Origin of the sequence: Sporocytophaga sp. (genome assembly GCF_017745095.1) — a bacterium.
Lineage (GTDB): Bacteria > Bacteroidota > Bacteroidia > Cytophagales > Cytophagaceae > Sporocytophaga.
Genome location: NZ_JAGHZZ010000002.1, coordinates 42,443 through 60,121, shown reverse-complemented (window position 1 = coordinate 60,121; position 17,679 = coordinate 42,443). Strand labels below are relative to the sequence as shown.

Below are 17,679 nucleotides of genomic sequence, written 5' to 3'. Positions count from 1 at the left end.
AAAATTATTAAGGAATTGGAAACCAAGCCCGAGATTAAAGTATTATTAGTAGATGACCGGGAGGATAATTTGTTCTCAATGAGTACTGTCCTTGAAAGGGATGGCTATGTAATTCGCACAGCAAGATCGGGAAGGGAAGCACTGAAGATTCTTTTGAAAGAACATGATTTCACCCTGATATTGCTGGACGTACAGATGCCGGATCTCTCCGGATACGAGACAGCTTCTCTTATCTATGAAAGAGACAAGCTTAAGCACATTCCTGTTATTTTTGTAACAGCTCATAGCTATAGTGATGAGTACGTTTACAAAGGCTATCAGGCAGGGGCGGTAGATTATATTTATAAACCAATTAACCCGGAACTTTTAAGAGCTAAGGTTAATGTGTTTGCTGAATTATACAGGAAGACACATCTATTGGTTGCTCATGAAAAGCAGCTCAGGGAAATGAACAATGAACTTGAGGATCGTGTGCGCCAAAGGACAGAAGAACTTACTGATAAAAACGTAGAGCTGGAGAGAGCTAACTTCGAATTAAAGAAGGTTAATAATGATCTTGATAGCTTTGTGTACGCAGCCTCGCATGATTTGAAAGCTCCGGTTTCAAATATTGAAGGATTGTTAGCCTCTCTTACCGATTTCTTTTCTCCGGATATGCTTGAGGATGACAATGTGAAAATGATTATTGGAATGATCAATGAATCAATATCCCGTTTTAAGGTGACAATTCATGATCTTACTGAAGTTACCAAGATACAGAAGAGTATAGATGAAGATGTGAATACTATTGATATTTTGGATGTTATTGAGGATGTTAAGGTTGGCATAAGGGACATGATAGAGAACACTGGAGCCATTTTAAATATTGTTCATGATGGCGATACTAAAGTCAGTTTCTCAAGAAAAAATCTTAAAAGTGTATTGTACAATCTCATCAGCAACGCAATAAAATATCGGTCCGCAGATAGAATTCCCGAAGTGGAAATCAATATCGGAAGGATAGATGAATATATCATAATATCCGTATCTGATAATGGTCTTGGCTTTAATCCGAATGATAAAGAAAAAATCTTTACCATGTTTAAACGCCTCCATGATCATGTGGAAGGCACAGGTATTGGCCTTTACATAGTGAAGAAAATTGTAGAAAACTGTGGAGGAAGAATAGAAGTAGATAGTGAACAGGGTAAAGGTACTACCTTCTCTGTTTTTATTAGAGTTAATCCGGAAATTGTCCTTATTTAATCAGAATGGATCTTATTCTGATGTTAGTTGAATAATGTCCAATGGTTTGGTCAAGTATTTAGAAACAGATTTAAAGCTGAATGCCTTCCTTATGTCTTGCTTATCATCCGAGGAGGAAATGATAAATAGCTTTGACTTGAGTAGTTCCGGCCTTTCAATTTTTTCAAATGCTTCGACAAATTCAAATCCGGTCATTTCCGGCATATTTATATCTACAAAAATTGCATCTGGCGTTATTTTCCCCTCTGTCAGGTCTTTGATAGCAACTGTAGGGCTATTATAAAGTTGAATGTTTTGAGAGTAGTTATATTTTTCCAGGATAATTTTGTTCAGTAAGTTATCCATTTCATTATCATCAATAATCATTACTGATTCCAATTGTGCAGATGTAGATGTCATTAAAAAACTTAATTCAAAAATTTAATTAAAACTCTAATTTAGATAATATTCTCTTAATCTTTAATTCTCCCACACATTTAAAAGACTTTATTGTCCCTTTATAAATTTGTAAACCTGACTGGAAAAATCCGATTCAACCCTTAACATATATATTCCGGAAGACAATTCATTTACGTTAATATTTTCATGATATAGTCCGGGATATTTTCGACCAAGATCTATCGACATTATTTCCTTCTGATCTAAGTTGTTAATTTTTATTTTGATATTTGATTCAATTCCTATGGAAAAGGAAACAAGTGCCTCATCAGGGCAAGGGTTTGGATATGCTGACACGAAGCTAACTGCATCTTGATAATTTATATTTCCAGCAACAGTATTGTATTTTACAATCGGAAAAAGCGCAAGATGGAATTTATATCCAAGTTTACTATACAAATCCTTCCAATTGGAATGATGATATCTGACTGCATTCGTTCCTATATTAGCAAGATCACTGTCTGGGCGTGAGCCGTCCAGAGAAGTTAAAATAGCAAGGGTATCAGTAAAGGGTTCATGGGCATAAAGTAAAAAGTTACAAGCTACAAAAAATGAATCTTGTACAGGTACAGGCTCATAGAAAAGGGTTTGAACAGGGGTTCCATAAACAAGAATATTTCTGTAACTCATAAATCTTCCACCCAAGGAATCCGCAGGAAGGTGGTCTGGACCAACAGACCATATATCAAAAGTCAGCTGTCGGTTTGGTTTATTCAGATAACCTTTATGATAACTGATAACTCCTATAACTTCAGCAGATCCCATTATTCTGTATTTTTCGGCATAGTTTTCAGAAAACCAGCAATTCTGGCCTGTAGCATATCCGCAAGTATAACCATAGTAATCAGACCTGTATGCTGTCATTTCTTCTCCAAGATGTATATGCTTAAGTGTATCTTGGCTAAATACGTAAAATGAATTAACCAGGAAAATCAATAGAAATAATAGCTTTTTTACCATATTTATGGAAAGTTACCAAAAAAAATACTATTCCGAAAAAGTAAGTCTCTTCCTTTTGACTTCATTAAAAGGAAAGCTGGAAACACTGAATTTCCGATTTTGAATTAAATTTGAACTAATGAGCACTTCCGTTTTAAAGTCGTTTGCTGGCTTCGCTTTGTTTCTTTTTATAGTATCAATTTCTGGATGCAAAAAAGAAGGAAAAAAAGAGAATTCTATTGAACCTGCATATGAGTTAATAATCCCTGAAGGTTTCCCTCAACCTGAAATTCCAACAGACAATCAGCTTACGAGGGAAAGGATAGCACTTGGTAAAATGTTATTTTTTGATCCGATTCTTTCAGCCGATTCATCCATTTCATGTGGATCATGCCATAATCCGGCTATAGCTTTCAGTGATATGTCTTCTCTAAGTATGGGAGTGGATGGACAAATGGGGACCAGAAATACAATGCCACTCATGAATCTAGCCTGGTTTAATTCATTCATGTGGGACGGCGGAATCCCTTCTTTGGAGCTACAAGTATTGGCTCCTGTTACGAATCATTTAGAAATGAATCTACCCTTAGAAGAAGCTATTTCCCGCCTTAAAAAGCATCCTGTTTATCCTTCCTTATTTAAAAAGGCATATGACAGAGACCCCGATGATTTTTCATTGTTCAGGGCTATTGCAGCCTATGAAAGGACCCTTATAAGTGGAAATTCAAAGTACGACCAATATTTTTATCAGAAAAAAGAGATCTTTTCTGAATCAGAAATAAATGGTATGAATCTTTTCTTCAGTGATAGACTACATTGTGCTTCTTGTCATAGTGGAATAAACTTCACTAATGGTTCATTTCAGAATACCGGGCTTTATGTAGTTTACCCTGACCAGGGAAGATATTTAATTACAGGAGATGAATCAGATAAGGGAAAGTTCAAAGTACCGACTCTTAGAAATGTAGAATTGACTGCACCATATATGCATGATGGGAGCATAGCAACGCTGGAAGAAGTTCTTGAACATTATCTAAGGGGAGGAAAATTCAATACCAATAAATCACCGCATGTGCATTACCATGAAGAAAGTCTTAACGATCAGGAAAAGAAAGATGTAATTAACTTTCTCAAAACTCTTACAGATACCTCTTTTGTGAATGCTAATACAAAGAGATAAATTCTTATTACTATGAAAAATATTGTTTTCGGGGTATTTCTGCTTCTACTGATAAGCGCCTGCAAAAAAGATAAAGGAGTATTACCTATTGCCGCGGATCAGGATTATGGCAAGGTAGAATTGATTTTTGTTCCAGTTGCAGGAAGCGATAATTTGTTGATGGATTCTATTTACATAAATGGGGCAGGAGAACAATTCAGACTAACCAAATTAAAGTTTTTTGTGTCAGATATTGGCCTGGCTTCAGGTAATTCCTCTGAAGAGGCTGCTAAAGATAGTTCAGGTAGGAATATATTTCTTGTAAATTTCACCTCTTTACCGAATAGTGAAAAACTAGAGTTTGATGTGAAAACAGGGGAATATAAAGGATTACGCTTTAATATTGGACTACCAAGAGATGTAAATCATGCAGATCCTACAGTTGCGCTGCCTCCGCTGAACCTAGCTCAATCAGATATGTACTGGAGCTGGAATTCAGGATACATATTTTTCCTGGCTGAAGGGAATGGTCCGGATGTTTATCAGAATAAGTTCCATTTTGGCATAGGAGAAGATAAAAGGATTATGCCTTTCTCCTTCGGAAATGTGCTTAGTCCTAAAACTTCGTTTAAGGTTGAAAAAGGAAAAACTACAAGGATTATATTGAAGTTTGATATTCAGAAAATGTTAGTAAATGGAAATGGTTCCTTTTATTCCCTTGCGAGTCAGTCTTCTGCTATGGTCCATGGGGGATATTTTGCGGACCTTTTAAGTGCTAATATTTCAAATACCCTTGAATTGATATCCTCGGATGTAATAGAATAAAAAATTAGGTTAAAGAGTCATAAGATTTTGGTTAGATATTTCAAGGATATCTATTTTTTACATTTTTTTAATTCATGAATGTTATAAAAAAAACTACTCCTTAAAATTAAGGATTCCATAATCAATTATTGTAATAACAAACAATTCTAGGTATACCCTGTTTTTTCATTTGATAGGCAATATCATAAGGATGAAAACTACAAGTTTTATATTTAACCATTTTAAAGAGTTTGCTGAGTTTTGTTTGAGCAATGTTTTGGAGGAAATTTGTGTAAGTTATTTTAATAATATAAAGTCACTTGATTTGCCTTTGATCACCCTGTTTCGGGATGTTCCGGAAAAAGTGCTGATGTCATTTTTCAGAGACAGGTTGGTGTTATTTTTAAATGATGCTATTGCCAACAGGTGTCTGGAGGAGATAATGCAACTTACTGACCAATGGAAGCATGGTGCTTTGCCTTATGAGGTGAATAAATATTCAGTACAACCTTCTGATTTGCTTATAGGATTTGGAATTCGAAAAGATATTTTACTTCAGTTCTTACCAGAATTTACAAAAGATGTAAAGAAGGCTCTTTCCATTGTACAGGAATTGAATGATTACCATTTGCATATAGAAGAGCTTATTTTAAAGCTTTCTTCAGAAATTCATAATGATATAATCCGAAAGAAAAATGAAGAGTTACAAATTTCCAATGAGCTGCTGATAAGAGAAATCAGGGAAAAAGAAAAAGCTGTGAAAATTGTAGCCAGAGAAAGGAGATTTAAAGATACCTTGATCAACAATGTGAATTTCGGTGTTCTTTCTTTTGACAGAAATTTCAGGATAACTACATGGAATAGACTGTTAGAGGAGCATAATAATCTGAAGAAAGAAGATGTTATAGGGCGACACTTATTTGATTTGTTCCCGGAATACAAATTTTCAGGCGAAGAAGTGTTTTTTAGAAATGTACTGGAAGGAGTTATTATAAACCTAGAAGATTTAAACCGCAATGGTAAAAAAGGTTTTTTCGATGCAGTCCTGATACCTTTGAAACATGAGGAAAAGAAGATTACAGGTGGGATCTGCATAGTTAATGATATTTCAGAAAGGAAGGTTCTTGAAGATAGATTGAAGAACAGCCTTGCGGAATTAAAGGAAGTGCAGGATATAGCTAGGTTAGGCATATGGGAATGGAATATAAAATCCAATAAACTAAAATGTTCAGAGGAGATTTTAAAACTATTTAATCTGGATAATACTGGAGATTTAACCTTTACAAGCTTTAAGGATTTTATTAATCCTGTTGATTGTGAAATATTAGAAGAGCTTATTAAGGAATCTGTTGAGGGAAATAAGTCATTTTCGACAGAGATAAGGATAAAAGATAAAGATCAGTTTTTATTTATAAAGGGAAAGGTCATTTCAATTCATAATCGCCCTTATAAGCTTAAAGGCATCATTCTGGATATATCTGAACGTAGAAGAATAGAAGAGGAGATAAGGGCAAAACATCAGGCTTTGTCAGAGAAGAATGAAGAACTCAAAAAAGCTGAAGAGGCATTGATTGTAATCAATAATGAATTGGAGGAAAGGGTAGAAGAAAGAACTTTTCAGCTTTCAGTATTAAATGAAGAGCTTCAAAAGGAAGTAATTGAAAGAGAGAAAGCTGAAGGAGAGTTAAAACAAAGGAATGAAGAATTACTCAGAATTAACGATGACCTGGACAATTTTGTCTATAGCGCTTCTCATGATCTAAAAGCTCCGATGTCGAACATTGAAGGGTTAATTTTTACCTTGGATGCTGAGCTTAAAGCAGGGAACAGCAAAGCTACCTCTATGATAATGGATTTAATACACAGGTCAATTGGTAACTTTAAAGATACTTTGCAAGGTCTTACAGACATAGCAAAAATAAGTGACGCGTCTTCTGATGATCATGCAATAATTGAAATAGGTCAGGTCGTTGATGAAATCAAACAAAATATTAAAGAAATGATTTCTTCCTGCAATGCAGAAGTAATCACAGATTTCTCTAATTGTCCCAATATCCGGTTTTCTCGCACGAATCTAAAGAGCATTTTATATAACCTTCTATCTAATGCTATCAAATACAGATCTCCTTTCAGAACACCGAGTGTTGTGATAAAGACAGGTTGTGAGAATGATTATGTATATTTTGAAGTGAGTGACAACGGTATTGGTTTTGACCCAAGTCTGAAAAATAATATTTTTTCAATGTTCAAAAGATTACATTTTCATGTGGATGGAAGCGGAATCGGTTTGTACTTGGTGAAAAGAATAGTAGATAAAAATGGAGGGAGAATTGAAGTGGAATCAGCTCCTGACAAAGGAACCACATTTAAGGTTTATCTCAAAGCAGCTGCCTGAAGAGATGTTGCAAAGCTGTTTGGAATTTCTATCATAAATCTGGTAAATTTTCCTTCTTCAGATTCAACCTTGATAGAACCATTTAGCTTGTCAACAGCTTCTTTGGCAATGTATAATCCTATACCAGAACCATCGCTATAATGAGTACCTCTGAAAAACATTTTAAAGATACTTGGAAGATGTTTTTCCTGAATGCCAATACCATTATCTGTGATAGAAATTTCTGCTTTTTCGGGTGTAGTATGGATTTTGATTTCTATTTTCTTTTCAGGATTGTCTTTCTTCTGATATTTGACCGCATTTGATAAAATATTGTTGAGGATTACCTTAATCCGAAAATCATCACTTTTAAAAGGAGAAAGGTTGACAATATCGATTGCGAAATTAATTCCATTAAAGCCATCAAAGCTTTTTATATTTTCATCCAGTATCTGGTCAAAATTGATTTCTGAAAGTGTTTCTTCTATTCTGGAGTTTTTGTAGTAGTTGACAATGTTTCTTACAAAGAGATCAAGGTTTTTGACAGATTTTTCGATCATGCTGAGATACATATCGTCGGTTTTATTTTGATCCATATCTGCTACTTTCAAAACCCCAATAATGGTCATAAGCGGGGCTTTTAACTCATGTGAAGCACTGTACACAAATCTTGTAAGTTCTTCATTTGCCTTCTGCAGGTCCTCAGTTCTTTTTTTTAGAAGTTTTTTGGTAAGATATATTTCTCCTGCTTTTTCAATAGCCAGTTTGATATCTGTCTCGTTCCAGGGTTTTTTGATATAATAAAAAATCTTTCCCTTGTTAATGGCATCAATAACGGATTCTATATCGCTATATCCGGTAAGTAATATTCTAATGGTTTCCGGGTATTGGCTGATCAGAGATTCAAAAAACTGAACACCGGTCACCTCAGGCATTTTCTGGTCAGCTATGATTACGTGAATTTCGTTATCCTTAAGTACTTCAAGACCTTCTTTTGCTGATTTTGCAAGAAAAATTTGATAATCAAATCGAAAAGAAGCTTTGAACACTCTCAAATTGTATTCGTCGTCATCAACATACAAAACCCTGATTTTGTCTTCCATAAGGTGTTGAAAATTATTCTATTTCAAAGTGTTTTGTTTTTTTAGTAAATATAATATAAAATTTATACCAAATACTTTATTCCCGGATTACTTATATTTCTTTCCCTTTAAAAAGGTGAAAAGTACCAAAAAATAAGAGTATAGTAGTTAGGAAGAAGTAAAATCTAATGTTTCAGATCCCACGCTTGCATATAAACGAACCTTTTATACTGGAAATCTTCCAATAAGGTTTCCATTTCAAAGTATAAAGCTTAATTGCTTATTTTAAAGATTGGAGATTTTTAGGAAGGTATAAGATGAATTCAGTTCCAATGCCTTCCTCAGAATGTACTTCAATTTTTCCTTTATGACTTTCAATAATGGTGTAAACGATAGATAATCCTAAGCCTGTGCCTTCCCCAACATCTTTTGTAGTAAAAAAGGGCTCAAAAATTTTCATCTTAGTTTTTTCTGACATTCCGATCCCATTGTCTTTGATTGAAACTCCTATAAATTCATCTTTCTCAAATGTTGATATTGAAATTTCTCCATCTACAATGTTTTTTGCTTTCACAGCCTGGATAGAGTTGGTAAGGATATTCATAAATACCTGATTGATCTTTCCAGGGAAGCATTCAATAAATGGTATATCATTGTAGCATTTGGAAATTTTTACTTTTCCATCCATGCTGTTGTTTAGAAGCACTAAAGTAGAATCAATACCTTGGTTTAGATCTGAAGGTTTTAAAGCATCCTCATCGAGGCGAGAGAAGTTTCTTAAACTTTTAACTATCTCAGCTGTTCTGGTGGCACCTTCTGCAATTCCGCTGAGCATCATATCTATTTCTTCTTTCAGATAATCATATTCAAGGTCTTCTTTTAATCTTTCGATCTCCTTGAGATTTACATTCTGAGGCTCCTGCTTATGAAGTTTTTCATATTCTTCAAGAATCTGCATTAGGCCCTGGATATCCCTCTTAAGTGGATTTATACTTGAGCTTACAAAGTTAATTGGATTATTAATTTCATGTGCAATACCAGCAGTAAGCTGACCGAGGGATGCCATTTTCTCAGCATCAACAAGCTGCGATTGAGCTTCCTGTAAGTTAGTCAGTGCTTTGTTAAGGTCTTGATTAGATTGTTGTAGTTCCGACGTACGCTCTTCTACTTTGGACTCAAGGATTATATTTTGTTCTCTTATAATTCTGTCATTCTCTGCCATAGCTCTAATAGCTTCAGCTTGAGAAATTTCTTTTTCCTGTTTTAAAGTGTTAATACGATCAGCAAGAGCGAAGCTAAGAAGAATGACCTCCATTGCTGATCCCGCTGGCATTGTATAATTTGTAAAAATATTGTTACCAAGTATCTGGAAATCTTTTAAAACATAAATAATAATTCCAACAAGCATCCAGGACCAGCCGAGTAAAAAGAATTTAGCTGGTTTATATCCTTTCCTTAATATCAAAAAACCGACAATTAACATATATGCAGAAACCATTGCTGCATTAAACAAAACCAGGAAATAGCTTATGTTATATATTTTTAATATGGCAAGAATAGCAGTTACTAAATATGCGGCAATAATCAAATAAGATAAATTATGGATAGTAGGTAGATATTGTTTAGTCAATAGAAATACCCTTACAAATTCAAGTGCAGAAAGGCTGACCAGACATGAAAATATATAAACACTAAGATTGGCAATGTAAGGAGATTCAGGCCATAGGTACTGATTTGGATAACCTAATATTGATGCTTGAGTTAAACCGATAAATAATATATAAATAACATACGACAGGTAAATATTATCCTTCACGGTGAAGAATAAGAATAGATTGTAAAAGAACATCACGAAGATGATTCCACAGTAAATTCCGAAGATAATATCCTTTGTATGGTTTTCTTCAAAGATAGATTTGGAAGTGCCCACTTTCATGGGCAGTAGTAGTTGTTCTCCTGTTTTGATTTTTAGAAAATAGGTTTGGAGCTGATTATTTTTTACAGGTAACTTAAAGATGAAGTTATGATTTTTAAATTGCCTTTTGCTGAAGGTATAATTATCACCTGTTTTAAAGACTTTATAAGTACCTTTTTCAGGAGAATAAAATTCTATAGAGTCGAGATAAGGTTGTTCTATAGATAGGAGTAGGGTGTCCTGTCCACTTTCGTTTTTGATAGAGAACTTTAACCAGAAGGAATAAGGTGATATTCCAAGGTTTGGGACTTCATTTTCCGATTTTACAAATTTATTTTCATTAAGAATATCACTAATAGTTTCAGAGTTATTAAGGCTTTTGTAAACTGAGATATATTTTCCCAGCATGTAAGGTGTATCATTGTTTTTTACAATGAGTGGTTTATTTGATTCAGCTGCAAAAGAATGCGTTGAATAACATACCTGGAATAATATTATGGTTAAAAGTGTAATAAAAACCTTAACTATTGAAGTTCTTTCAGACATTGGAAATAATGAGATTATAATTTATGCTGATATCTCCCTTTGGTCCTTGTTCTGAGGTAATCTGAACAGGATTGTTTCTTAGATTTAAAATTCTTTCTCTATCTTCTGGCTGAGCAGTTTCAAGGGTAATGGCATTCATCCTTCTTAAGACCCTTGCTATATAATTTTCATTAGGATAAATAAATTCGCCCTTATTGCCTAAAGAATCTTCTACTTCAAAACCAACTTTTTTAACCATTGGCATTGTGTAGTCTGCACAAATAGTGAAAAGCGAATTGAGTTTAATTTGATTAACAACAGAAATACCTGCTCTGATCAAAAGCAAACTAATGCCTATTCCTGCAACTGATTTAGCATTCCATAAGCCACAAAGTTCGCCTGTTCCGGTATTTGAGTATTGCCTGATAAGCCCAAATATCTTAGGATCTATTTCTCCTACCGCATCTTCTACAGGCAAAGGGTGGTCATCGTCTGCAACATGTATACGAATACCGCCAACTATTTCGCCGTGTTCATCTTCTGCAGTAATTCCATAGACCGATTCATAAAACATCCAATCATCATTATTGGTAGTGATATTGGAAATTCCGTAATCAAATAAGACTTTTTTATGGCCTTCTCTAAATTTTCTGCAAGTTTCTATACTGCTCGTTGCCTTAAAAGCCTTGAAATAATACATTATTATCAATTGAAATATAAAACACTATCAATAGGCTTTCTTTTAGAAATTTCAAATGTCATATCTGTTTTGAAAAGTCTGAAAAGAAAAATTTCTGAACATTGTGCATTATTAAGGTTAAATAATGATTCGAAATCTGGCCGAATTAAATTAAGTTCACTTAGTAAATTTTTATTTAATGTTTTGTTCTGTCCGAACATTTGGGCGAATAAGAATATCAGTGCGGTATTGGGTTGGATATTAATATTCATGCTTGTTGCGTGAAGCCACAGTCTTTGAAGAGCCCTGCCACCTTTAAAGTAATCCTCCTTAGATGTAGAGGGCATTGTAATTAGTCCAAATGCAGAGGAAGCATTCGTTAGTTTTCTGGATAATTTTTCAAATCCTTTGCCTTTGTTCCACTTAATCAGATTTTCCACAACTTTCCAGTCTTTAGCAAGTCTGTATCCTATCAACTCTGTAGGGGTGAAGTCTATGGCGCTTACCGGAATTCCATCCATTTTATCTTCAGATTCTTCTTTACTCCACCTAATTTCGGAGACAAATTCAGCGTGTCCTTTTGGATTAGTAACCCTTAGGCGGTCAGCAACGCCCATCATCATTCCGAGTTTTATTAGTTTTTCTTCTTCTGAAATTATCTGTAAGCTTGCGCCTGGGATTGATTCAACTACCTTTGTTAATTCTATTATATCTTTGGAAGAAATTTTGCCAGTATTTTTTAAACTTCTGTTTGTATTTCTTCTATCGATGTATTTTGAAAGATATTCAAAACCATGTTCTGTTTTTTGATTCTCTTCATTCTTTTCCCTTATAAAATTAAAAATAGCTGCCAATTTATCATCTTCCGGATTAGGAAAAAGATGAGTTTCTATATTTAATCCTATTTCCTTTGCTTTAAGTAATAGATTTTCTGTAGCTGCTCCCAATGATATCGTTGAAGCATTATAGTCAAAGTCAAGTAATGAATTCTGAAATGGAGGGTTAAGATAGAGGTATAACTTATTATCAGAAAACAACCACTTCCATGGTTGATTATTTCCCCCTGATGGCGCTAAGATAGCGCTAGAGACAAGTTCCTGAATTTGATCTGAGGATACTTTAATCGAGGGCTGACTATTTACTGCAATGGTCTTACTCAGCTCAATTAGATCTGGTTTGGTAAGAGGTGAATTATGCTCAGGTTCTGATAATTTTGAATGATCCTCTTTGTCATCACATATTAGTTCCTCGAGATCTACATAATACCTCCCTGAACTTTTAAATTCGTCTGTAAATATTCGCCGACAGATATCTGCAGTGATACCGCCTCCTAATGTAACTGCCGAAGCAAGTTGTGGCCAGGTCGTTATTGTTTCTTCAATTTCAAGCATTGAAGATTTTAATCGGGTAGAAATGGTTTCTACGCCAATCATAGCCAGTAGATATGGAATTTTTTCTTCATTGGTTTTTAATGATTTTAGCGTCTCCAAATTCAATTCACCAACAAGTCCATGAAGTAAAGGTCTTTCAGGTTCAAGATCGAAACGTTCGACATCAAGCATACATCTGTCGCTGGCTTCCATCACCACTGGAATTTTTAACTCTTTTGCTTTTACCCTGGCTAAAATTTTTATGTCAAAACCATCACATTCATCAATTAGCAAATCTAGTTTTCCTCCTTCGCAGAAGAATTTGTCCATGTTTTCTTGATTAAGGCCTTCTGGAAAACATTTAATATTAAGATACGGATCTATTTCTGCAATCTCTCTGGCTACTGAGATGGCTTTGGAAACTCCAAGATTGGATAATGGAGTTCTTATTCTATTATAATTGCTAAGTTCAAGTATGTCAAAGTCCGCTAGTCTTATCTCCCCGAAACTTCTTTCCATAGCCATTGTCATCGATACAGACTGGCCTACCGACAGCCCTATAATTCCTACTTTTTTCTGAGCAAGTATATCTTTTTCTTCAGGAGTGATTTTGTAAAAATTTCTGTTTGTTCTTACTTCTACAAATTCCTCTTCATCAAGTAAATGTACTATTTTATTTGCCCATGGATAATATGCCCAAACACCTAATTTATCAGAATCTTTATTGGCAAAATATTTATTTATCTCATTCTCCATTTCTGCCTGAGTCAGATTCGTCTTAGGATTTCTTAACTTAATCAGCTCTTTTACCTGGCCGCGCAACTCGTCAAATACTAAAAGATTAGACTCGGATTTAAGGAGATCATTAAATTTAACAAACTCTTCTTCTCTATTAAGTCTGAATAACAGAGGCTTATAGGTAGCCCTCAGGTTCTCTGTTTTTTCAATTAGTAAATTTAGTTTGTTATGCATCTGAGTATTTTTTAGCTAAGATTACGTTTACGATAAAAAGTTAATTATTGGTTATATTTTTACTTGATTCAATTTAAGATATCTTTAATAAGGAAAAATTCAACAAATACGTTTGTTTTTGCGTAAAAACTTTTCAAAAAAATTATGGAAGATAAGATACGGATTCTATATATAGATGATGAAAAAAATAATCTGACAGCTTTCAAGGCCACATTCAGACCGTATTTTAAAATATTTATAGCTGAATCTGCTGAGGAGGGAAGGAAAGTTCTTGAAGCTGAAAAGGTTGAGATCATTATTACCGATCAGAGGATGCCGGTAATGACAGGTGTTGAGTTTCTTTCATCAATTATTGAAACTTATCCTGACCCTATCAGAATCTTATTGACGGGATATTCAGATCTTCAGGCAGTTATAGATGCAGTAAATAAAGGGCATATCTATCAATACATTAGCAAGCCCTGGGAAGAGCAGCATTTGAAAATAATCATTGAAAAAGCTTACGAAGTATATCGTTTAAAAATGGAAAATAAGGAGTTGGTTAAGAGTCTTTTAAGAGATCAGCTTCTGACGAAGGTAGAATTCAAGTTGTTGATTTGCTCTTAAAAGACTTTTATTGTTTAGGCTAACGATCTCAAATCCACCGGTACTAGCCTTGATACGCCTTGCTCTACCATTGTAATTCCATAAATAATATCTGTACTTGACATTGTCCTCTTGTTGTGTGTCACAATTATAAATTGTGATTCTTGTGAGAACTTTCTGATGATATTGTTGAACTTGTCAATATTGGCATCATCCAATGGTGCATCTACCTCATCGAAAATACAGAATGGTGCTGGTTTTATCAGGTAAATCGCAAACAATAGTGAAATTGCTGTAAGTGTTTTTTCCCCTCCAGACAACTGATTAATCGTTAACGGTCTCTTACCTTTGGGTTTTGCTATGATATCTATAGAAGATTCAAGTGGATTGTCAGGATGCTCTAGTTTAAGATCGCAGCTATCCTCTTCTGAAAATAAAGACCTGAACACTCGCACGAAGTTCTCTCTGATTTTATCATAAGCCTCCATAAAGGTATCTTTTGCAACAGAGTCAATTTCATTGATCGTTTGCAATAAAGAATCCTTAGCTTTCGTAAGGTCATCTTTTTGTTCACTTATAAACTTATGTCTCTCCTGAATTTCCTGGTATGCTTCCATAGCCATAGGGTTTATCGGCCCCATTTTATCAAGAGAGTTCTTTATTTGCACTACTTTTTGCTTTAGCTCTTCTTCACTGGCGTCAACATTACTATCCTGAGAAAGAAGTTCATCTATATCTATGTTGAATTCAACAGATAATCTTTCTTTGATTGAGCTAAGGCTTAGTTTATTATCGTTTAATCTTGTCTGAAGTTCTAAAAGGAGGGCATCGCAGTTGTCGCGCAATCTCCTTAAATCCCTGGATTCTTTTTCTAATTCGTCAATGAATGCTCTTGCTCCGTAATATTCTTTTTCAGCTTCATTAACTCCTTGTTCTATAGCTTCTTTTTCCTTGTAAAACTCAACAAGCTCATCATCACTGACATCAGCTCTTTCCAGAAGGATACTTATCTCTTCTTCTGTTTTTTGAGCATCTTCAAGGTTTTTTTCTATCCTTTGTTTGCTATTGTCATATGCAGCCTGTTTGTATTCAATTTCCTGGAGCAGGCTTGAAATCTTGTTTTTTTGCTGATGGTAAATAATATTCTCCTGATTGAATATTGCACTCTTATTGGTGAGTTGTTCATTTTGGATAATCAGATCTTCATTCAGCTCTTGTTGTCTGCTTTCAAGGTCTCGAAGAAAAGATTTTTCTTCTTCTGCTCTTGGTTTGGCGTCCTGTATATCCTCTTCGAGTTTTTCTAATTTGTCAATAATATCATCTCTTTTCAGAGCATTGCTATTGATCATTTCTGTAAACTGCTCAAGCTTTGTTTTTACAGATATATAGTTCTGACTGGTTAGGTTGATTTCTTTTTTAAGCTCTTCTATACTTACTTTTAAAGTGCTTTCCTTGAATTTGAAAAGTTCTCTTTGTTTTTTCTCTAGACTTAGCTTTAACTCATCCAATTCTGCAGAAAGGTCTTTGATTTCCTGTTGAAGCTTTTCGAGGTTTTTGGCCCGTCCGATTCTTTTTCCTTCAAATAGACCTACAGAACCTCCGGAAATACTGAATTTTCTTTTGGTGAGTTTTCCATTCTGAGTAATGAAGATAGCATCACTATCATTAGGAAGTTCTTCCTGATTGTTGGTAATGATGTATACATTGTCCAGTATAAATGATACCAGGTGTTTGTATTTCGGGTCAAATTCTATAATGTCCTTTGCCGCTTTGCAATGGTCAAATGACTTGGCAGGAGTAGAGTTGAAATTTTCAAAGGTGGATAGTACAAAGAAATTGGCTCTTCCTTTTGCAGAATCACTAAGGAGATTTACAGCCTGCACAGCCTGGGCTTCATTTTCAACTACATAGTAGTTCATGAAAGGCTCCAGGTAATTTTCTATAGAGACTCTATATTGATCTTCACAGGTAAGAATATCAGAAAGTAGAGGAGCTTCCTTTCCCCAATGAGAGTTTTTCTTCAGGAACTTTATTGCTTCAGGAAATCCTTCAAGATTATCAACAAGAGATTTAGTAAGACTATACTCGTTCTGTTTAGAATCGAGCTTCCTGTTGATCTGAGTGATTTGATCCTTTATCGTTTCAATTTCCTTTTCAAGCTGGGCGATTTCTTCCTGAAGAGTTTTTTCTTGATTTTCAAGTTTCTCCAATTTCAGGTTTTTGGATTCAAGTTCCTCTGAAATCTCTTGAACCTTTCCTTCAAAATCAGCAAGGCTGGCAGAGTGTGCTGATGAATCAGATGTAGTTTTCTCAAGCTCCTGCTTCAATGAACTTGCCTGAATCTGATATATCTCAATGTTTTTGTTTAGATGAAATACTTCTTCCTGTTTTTTTCTTAGCTGTCCGCTCAATACCGAAAGTTCTTCCTGTAAGCGACTTGTACTTGCCTTTTGGTTTTCGTATTCTTCTTTATATGCCTGTACTTTAACCTCGATTTCCGCCATTATTTTTTCAGCAGTTTCAGCTTCTGCCTGAAGACTGGAAATGCTGAATTCGGCTCTCTCATTACTCTTCTTATCCTGCTCTATTTGTTCACGAAGGTTATTATTCTTATCGTTCAGGAAAGAAAGTCTTTCATGCTTTATCTTCTTATCACTTTCGTAATTTCTTATTTTATTAACATGTTCATTCAGCGTTTTTTGTCTGGAAGCAAGCGTTTTTTCTCTGTTTACAAGCTCAGCTTTTTCTTTTTCAACTCCACCTTCTTTTTCTGCTATCTGAGTATTGTATCCTATTCTCTTGTCTGTTTCTTCCTCAAGCTGTTTCTGAATTGATAAGAAATCTTCTTTTTGTCCCTGAATGGTGACCTTCGCTAGGTCGATACTAACTTGTTTATATTGTTCTTTTACCTGAAAGTATTTTTCTGTCTGTTTGGCCTGTTTTTCTAGTGATTTCAGGTTTTTATTGATCTCAAAAAGTAGGTCTTCTACGCGCTCAAGATCTTTGTCTGTATCTTCAAGTTTTTTAAGACTTTGTTTTTTCCTAACCTTAAACTTGGAAATTCCAGCAGCTTCTTCAAATAATGTTCTTCTGGAGTTGTCTTTGTCATTAAGGATGTCATCCACCATTTTTAGCTCAATGATGGCATAGCTATCTGAACCGATACCTGTATCAAGGAAAAGGTTGGTAATATCTTTAAGACGGCAGGTTACACCATTTAGCAAATATTCGCTTTCACCGGATCTGTAATATCTTCTGGTGATTGTAACATGAGAATATTCAGTAGGAAGGAGATTTTTTGTATTATTAAAAGTTAGGGAAACTTCGGCCATTTGCAGTGGCTTACGTGTTTTGGTACCATTAAAGATCACATTCTCCATTTTTTCGGACCGGAGAGCCTTTGTCTTTTGTTCACCCAAAACCCATCTTATAGCATCTACAACATTGGATTTTCCACAGCCATTAGGCCCAACAATACCTGTAATACCTTCATCAAAATTGATGGTTACTTTATCACCAAAACTCTTGAATCCTTTAATCTCTAATTTGCTTAACTGCATGAATTAACCCCTTTTTTGGAATTATGGAAGTT

General features: G+C 34.7%; 12 protein-coding genes. 5 read left to right on the top strand and 7 right to left on the bottom strand.

The annotated features are described in order from the left end of the window. The first annotated feature begins 15 nt into the window (after positions 1 to 15). The gene (locus J7604_RS02965; RefSeq protein ID WP_293890804.1) at positions 16 to 1,245 is read left to right on the top strand and encodes a hybrid sensor histidine kinase/response regulator; all 1,230 of its coding nucleotides are present in this window, start codon (positions 16 to 18) and stop codon (positions 1,243 to 1,245) included. 12 nt (positions 1,246 to 1,257) lie between these two features. Here the strand turns inward: J7604_RS02965 and J7604_RS02960 are convergent, their stop codons facing one another. Both J7604_RS02960 and J7604_RS02955 read right to left on the bottom strand, forming a co-directional pair. Beyond that, positions 1,258 to 1,644 carry a response regulator gene (locus J7604_RS02960; protein WP_293890801.1) on the bottom strand — a complete coding sequence of 129 codons (387 nt, stop codon included), beginning with the start codon at positions 1,642 to 1,644 and terminating at the stop codon, positions 1,258 to 1,260. Positions 1,645 to 1,731: 87 nt separating this feature from the next. Continuing rightward, on the bottom strand, positions 1,732 to 2,643 hold the full coding sequence (locus tag J7604_RS02955; RefSeq protein WP_293890798.1) for a T9SS type A sorting domain-containing protein: 912 nt from the start codon (positions 2,641 to 2,643) through the stop codon (positions 1,732 to 1,734). Positions 2,644 to 2,761: 118 nt separating this feature from the next. Between J7604_RS02955 and J7604_RS02950 the strand changes: the two genes are divergently transcribed. The 3 genes from J7604_RS02950 (at position 2,762) to J7604_RS02940 (ending at position 6,980) form a co-directional block, all read left to right on the top strand. Next, the gene (locus tag J7604_RS02950) at positions 2,762 to 3,802 is read left to right on the top strand and encodes a cytochrome c peroxidase (protein ID WP_293890795.1); all 1,041 of its coding nucleotides are present in this window, start codon (positions 2,762 to 2,764) and stop codon (positions 3,800 to 3,802) included. Between the two features lie 12 nt (positions 3,803 to 3,814). Further along, positions 3,815 to 4,606, top strand: a complete 792-nt coding sequence (locus J7604_RS02945) for an MbnP family protein (protein WP_293890792.1) — start codon at positions 3,815 to 3,817, stop codon at positions 4,604 to 4,606. A 190-nt stretch (positions 4,607 to 4,796) separates the two neighbouring features. Then, a complete protein-coding gene (locus J7604_RS02940) occupies positions 4,797 to 6,980 on the top strand; it encodes an ATP-binding protein (RefSeq protein WP_293890789.1) in 2,184 nt (727 codons plus the stop codon). Here J7604_RS02940 and J7604_RS02935 read toward each other — a convergent pair. The 4 genes from J7604_RS02935 to J7604_RS02920 all read right to left on the bottom strand — a co-directional run bounded on the left by J7604_RS02935 (position 6,959) and on the right by J7604_RS02920 (position 13,502). Continuing rightward, on the bottom strand, positions 6,959 to 8,062 hold the full coding sequence (locus J7604_RS02935; RefSeq protein ID WP_293890786.1) for a hybrid sensor histidine kinase/response regulator: 1,104 nt from the start codon (positions 8,060 to 8,062) through the stop codon (positions 6,959 to 6,961). The genes J7604_RS02940 and J7604_RS02935 overlap by 22 nt on opposite strands. Positions 8,063 to 8,321: 259 nt before the next feature. Further along, entirely contained in the window at positions 8,322 to 10,502 is a 2,181-nt protein-coding gene (locus J7604_RS02930; protein WP_293890783.1) for a 7TM diverse intracellular signaling domain-containing protein, read from the bottom strand. Next, positions 10,495 to 11,181, bottom strand: coding sequence for a hypothetical protein (locus J7604_RS02925; RefSeq protein WP_293890780.1), 687 nt, complete (start codon positions 11,179 to 11,181; stop codon positions 10,495 to 10,497). The genes J7604_RS02930 and J7604_RS02925 overlap by 8 nt, the downstream gene beginning before the upstream one ends. A 5-nt stretch (positions 11,182 to 11,186) precedes the next feature. After that, positions 11,187 to 13,502 (bottom strand): Rv1355c family protein, encoded by a 2,316-nt coding sequence (locus J7604_RS02920; RefSeq protein ID WP_293890777.1) that lies wholly within the window; start codon positions 13,500 to 13,502, stop codon positions 11,187 to 11,189. Positions 13,503 to 13,646: 144 nt separating this feature from the next. Between J7604_RS02920 and J7604_RS02915 the strand changes: the two genes are divergently transcribed. Next, positions 13,647 to 14,108, top strand: a complete 462-nt coding sequence (locus J7604_RS02915; protein ID WP_293890774.1) for a response regulator — start codon at positions 13,647 to 13,649, stop codon at positions 14,106 to 14,108. Positions 14,109 to 14,122: 14 nt separating this feature from the next. Here J7604_RS02915 and smc read toward each other — a convergent pair whose 3' ends face one another. Then, positions 14,123 to 17,647 carry a chromosome segregation protein SMC gene (gene smc / locus J7604_RS02910; RefSeq protein WP_293890770.1) on the bottom strand — a complete coding sequence of 1,175 codons (3,525 nt, stop codon included), beginning with the start codon at positions 17,645 to 17,647 and terminating at the stop codon, positions 14,123 to 14,125. Between the last annotated feature and the right edge of the window lie 32 nt (positions 17,648 to 17,679).

Bases quoted from the DNA above. Each gene is read 5' to 3' on its own strand.
- J7604_RS02920 (WP_293890777.1), bottom strand. From the start codon at position 13,502: ATGCATAACAAACTAAATTTACTAATTGAAAAAACAGAGAACCTGAGG.
- J7604_RS02955 (WP_293890798.1), bottom strand. From the start codon at position 2,643: ATGGTAAAAAAGCTATTATTTCTATTGATTTTCCTGGTTAATTCATTT.
- J7604_RS02930 (WP_293890783.1), bottom strand. From the start codon at position 10,502: ATGTCTGAAAGAACTTCAATAGTTAAGGTTTTTATTACACTTTTAACC.
- J7604_RS02945 (WP_293890792.1), top strand. From the start codon at position 3,815: ATGAAAAATATTGTTTTCGGGGTATTTCTGCTTCTACTGATAAGCGCC.
- J7604_RS02925 (WP_293890780.1), bottom strand. From the start codon at position 11,181: ATGTATTATTTCAAGGCTTTTAAGGCAACGAGCAGTATAGAAACTTGC.
- smc (WP_293890770.1), bottom strand. From the start codon at position 17,647: ATGCAGTTAAGCAAATTAGAGATTAAAGGATTCAAGAGTTTTGGTGAT.
- J7604_RS02960 (WP_293890801.1), bottom strand. From the start codon at position 1,644: ATGACATCTACATCTGCACAATTGGAATCAGTAATGATTATTGATGAT.
- J7604_RS02915 (WP_293890774.1), top strand. From the start codon at position 13,647: ATGGAAGATAAGATACGGATTCTATATATAGATGATGAAAAAAATAAT.
- J7604_RS02950 (WP_293890795.1), top strand. From the start codon at position 2,762: ATGAGCACTTCCGTTTTAAAGTCGTTTGCTGGCTTCGCTTTGTTTCTT.
- J7604_RS02935 (WP_293890786.1), bottom strand. From the start codon at position 8,062: ATGGAAGACAAAATCAGGGTTTTGTATGTTGATGACGACGAATACAAT.
- J7604_RS02940 (WP_293890789.1), top strand. From the start codon at position 4,797: ATGAAAACTACAAGTTTTATATTTAACCATTTTAAAGAGTTTGCTGAG.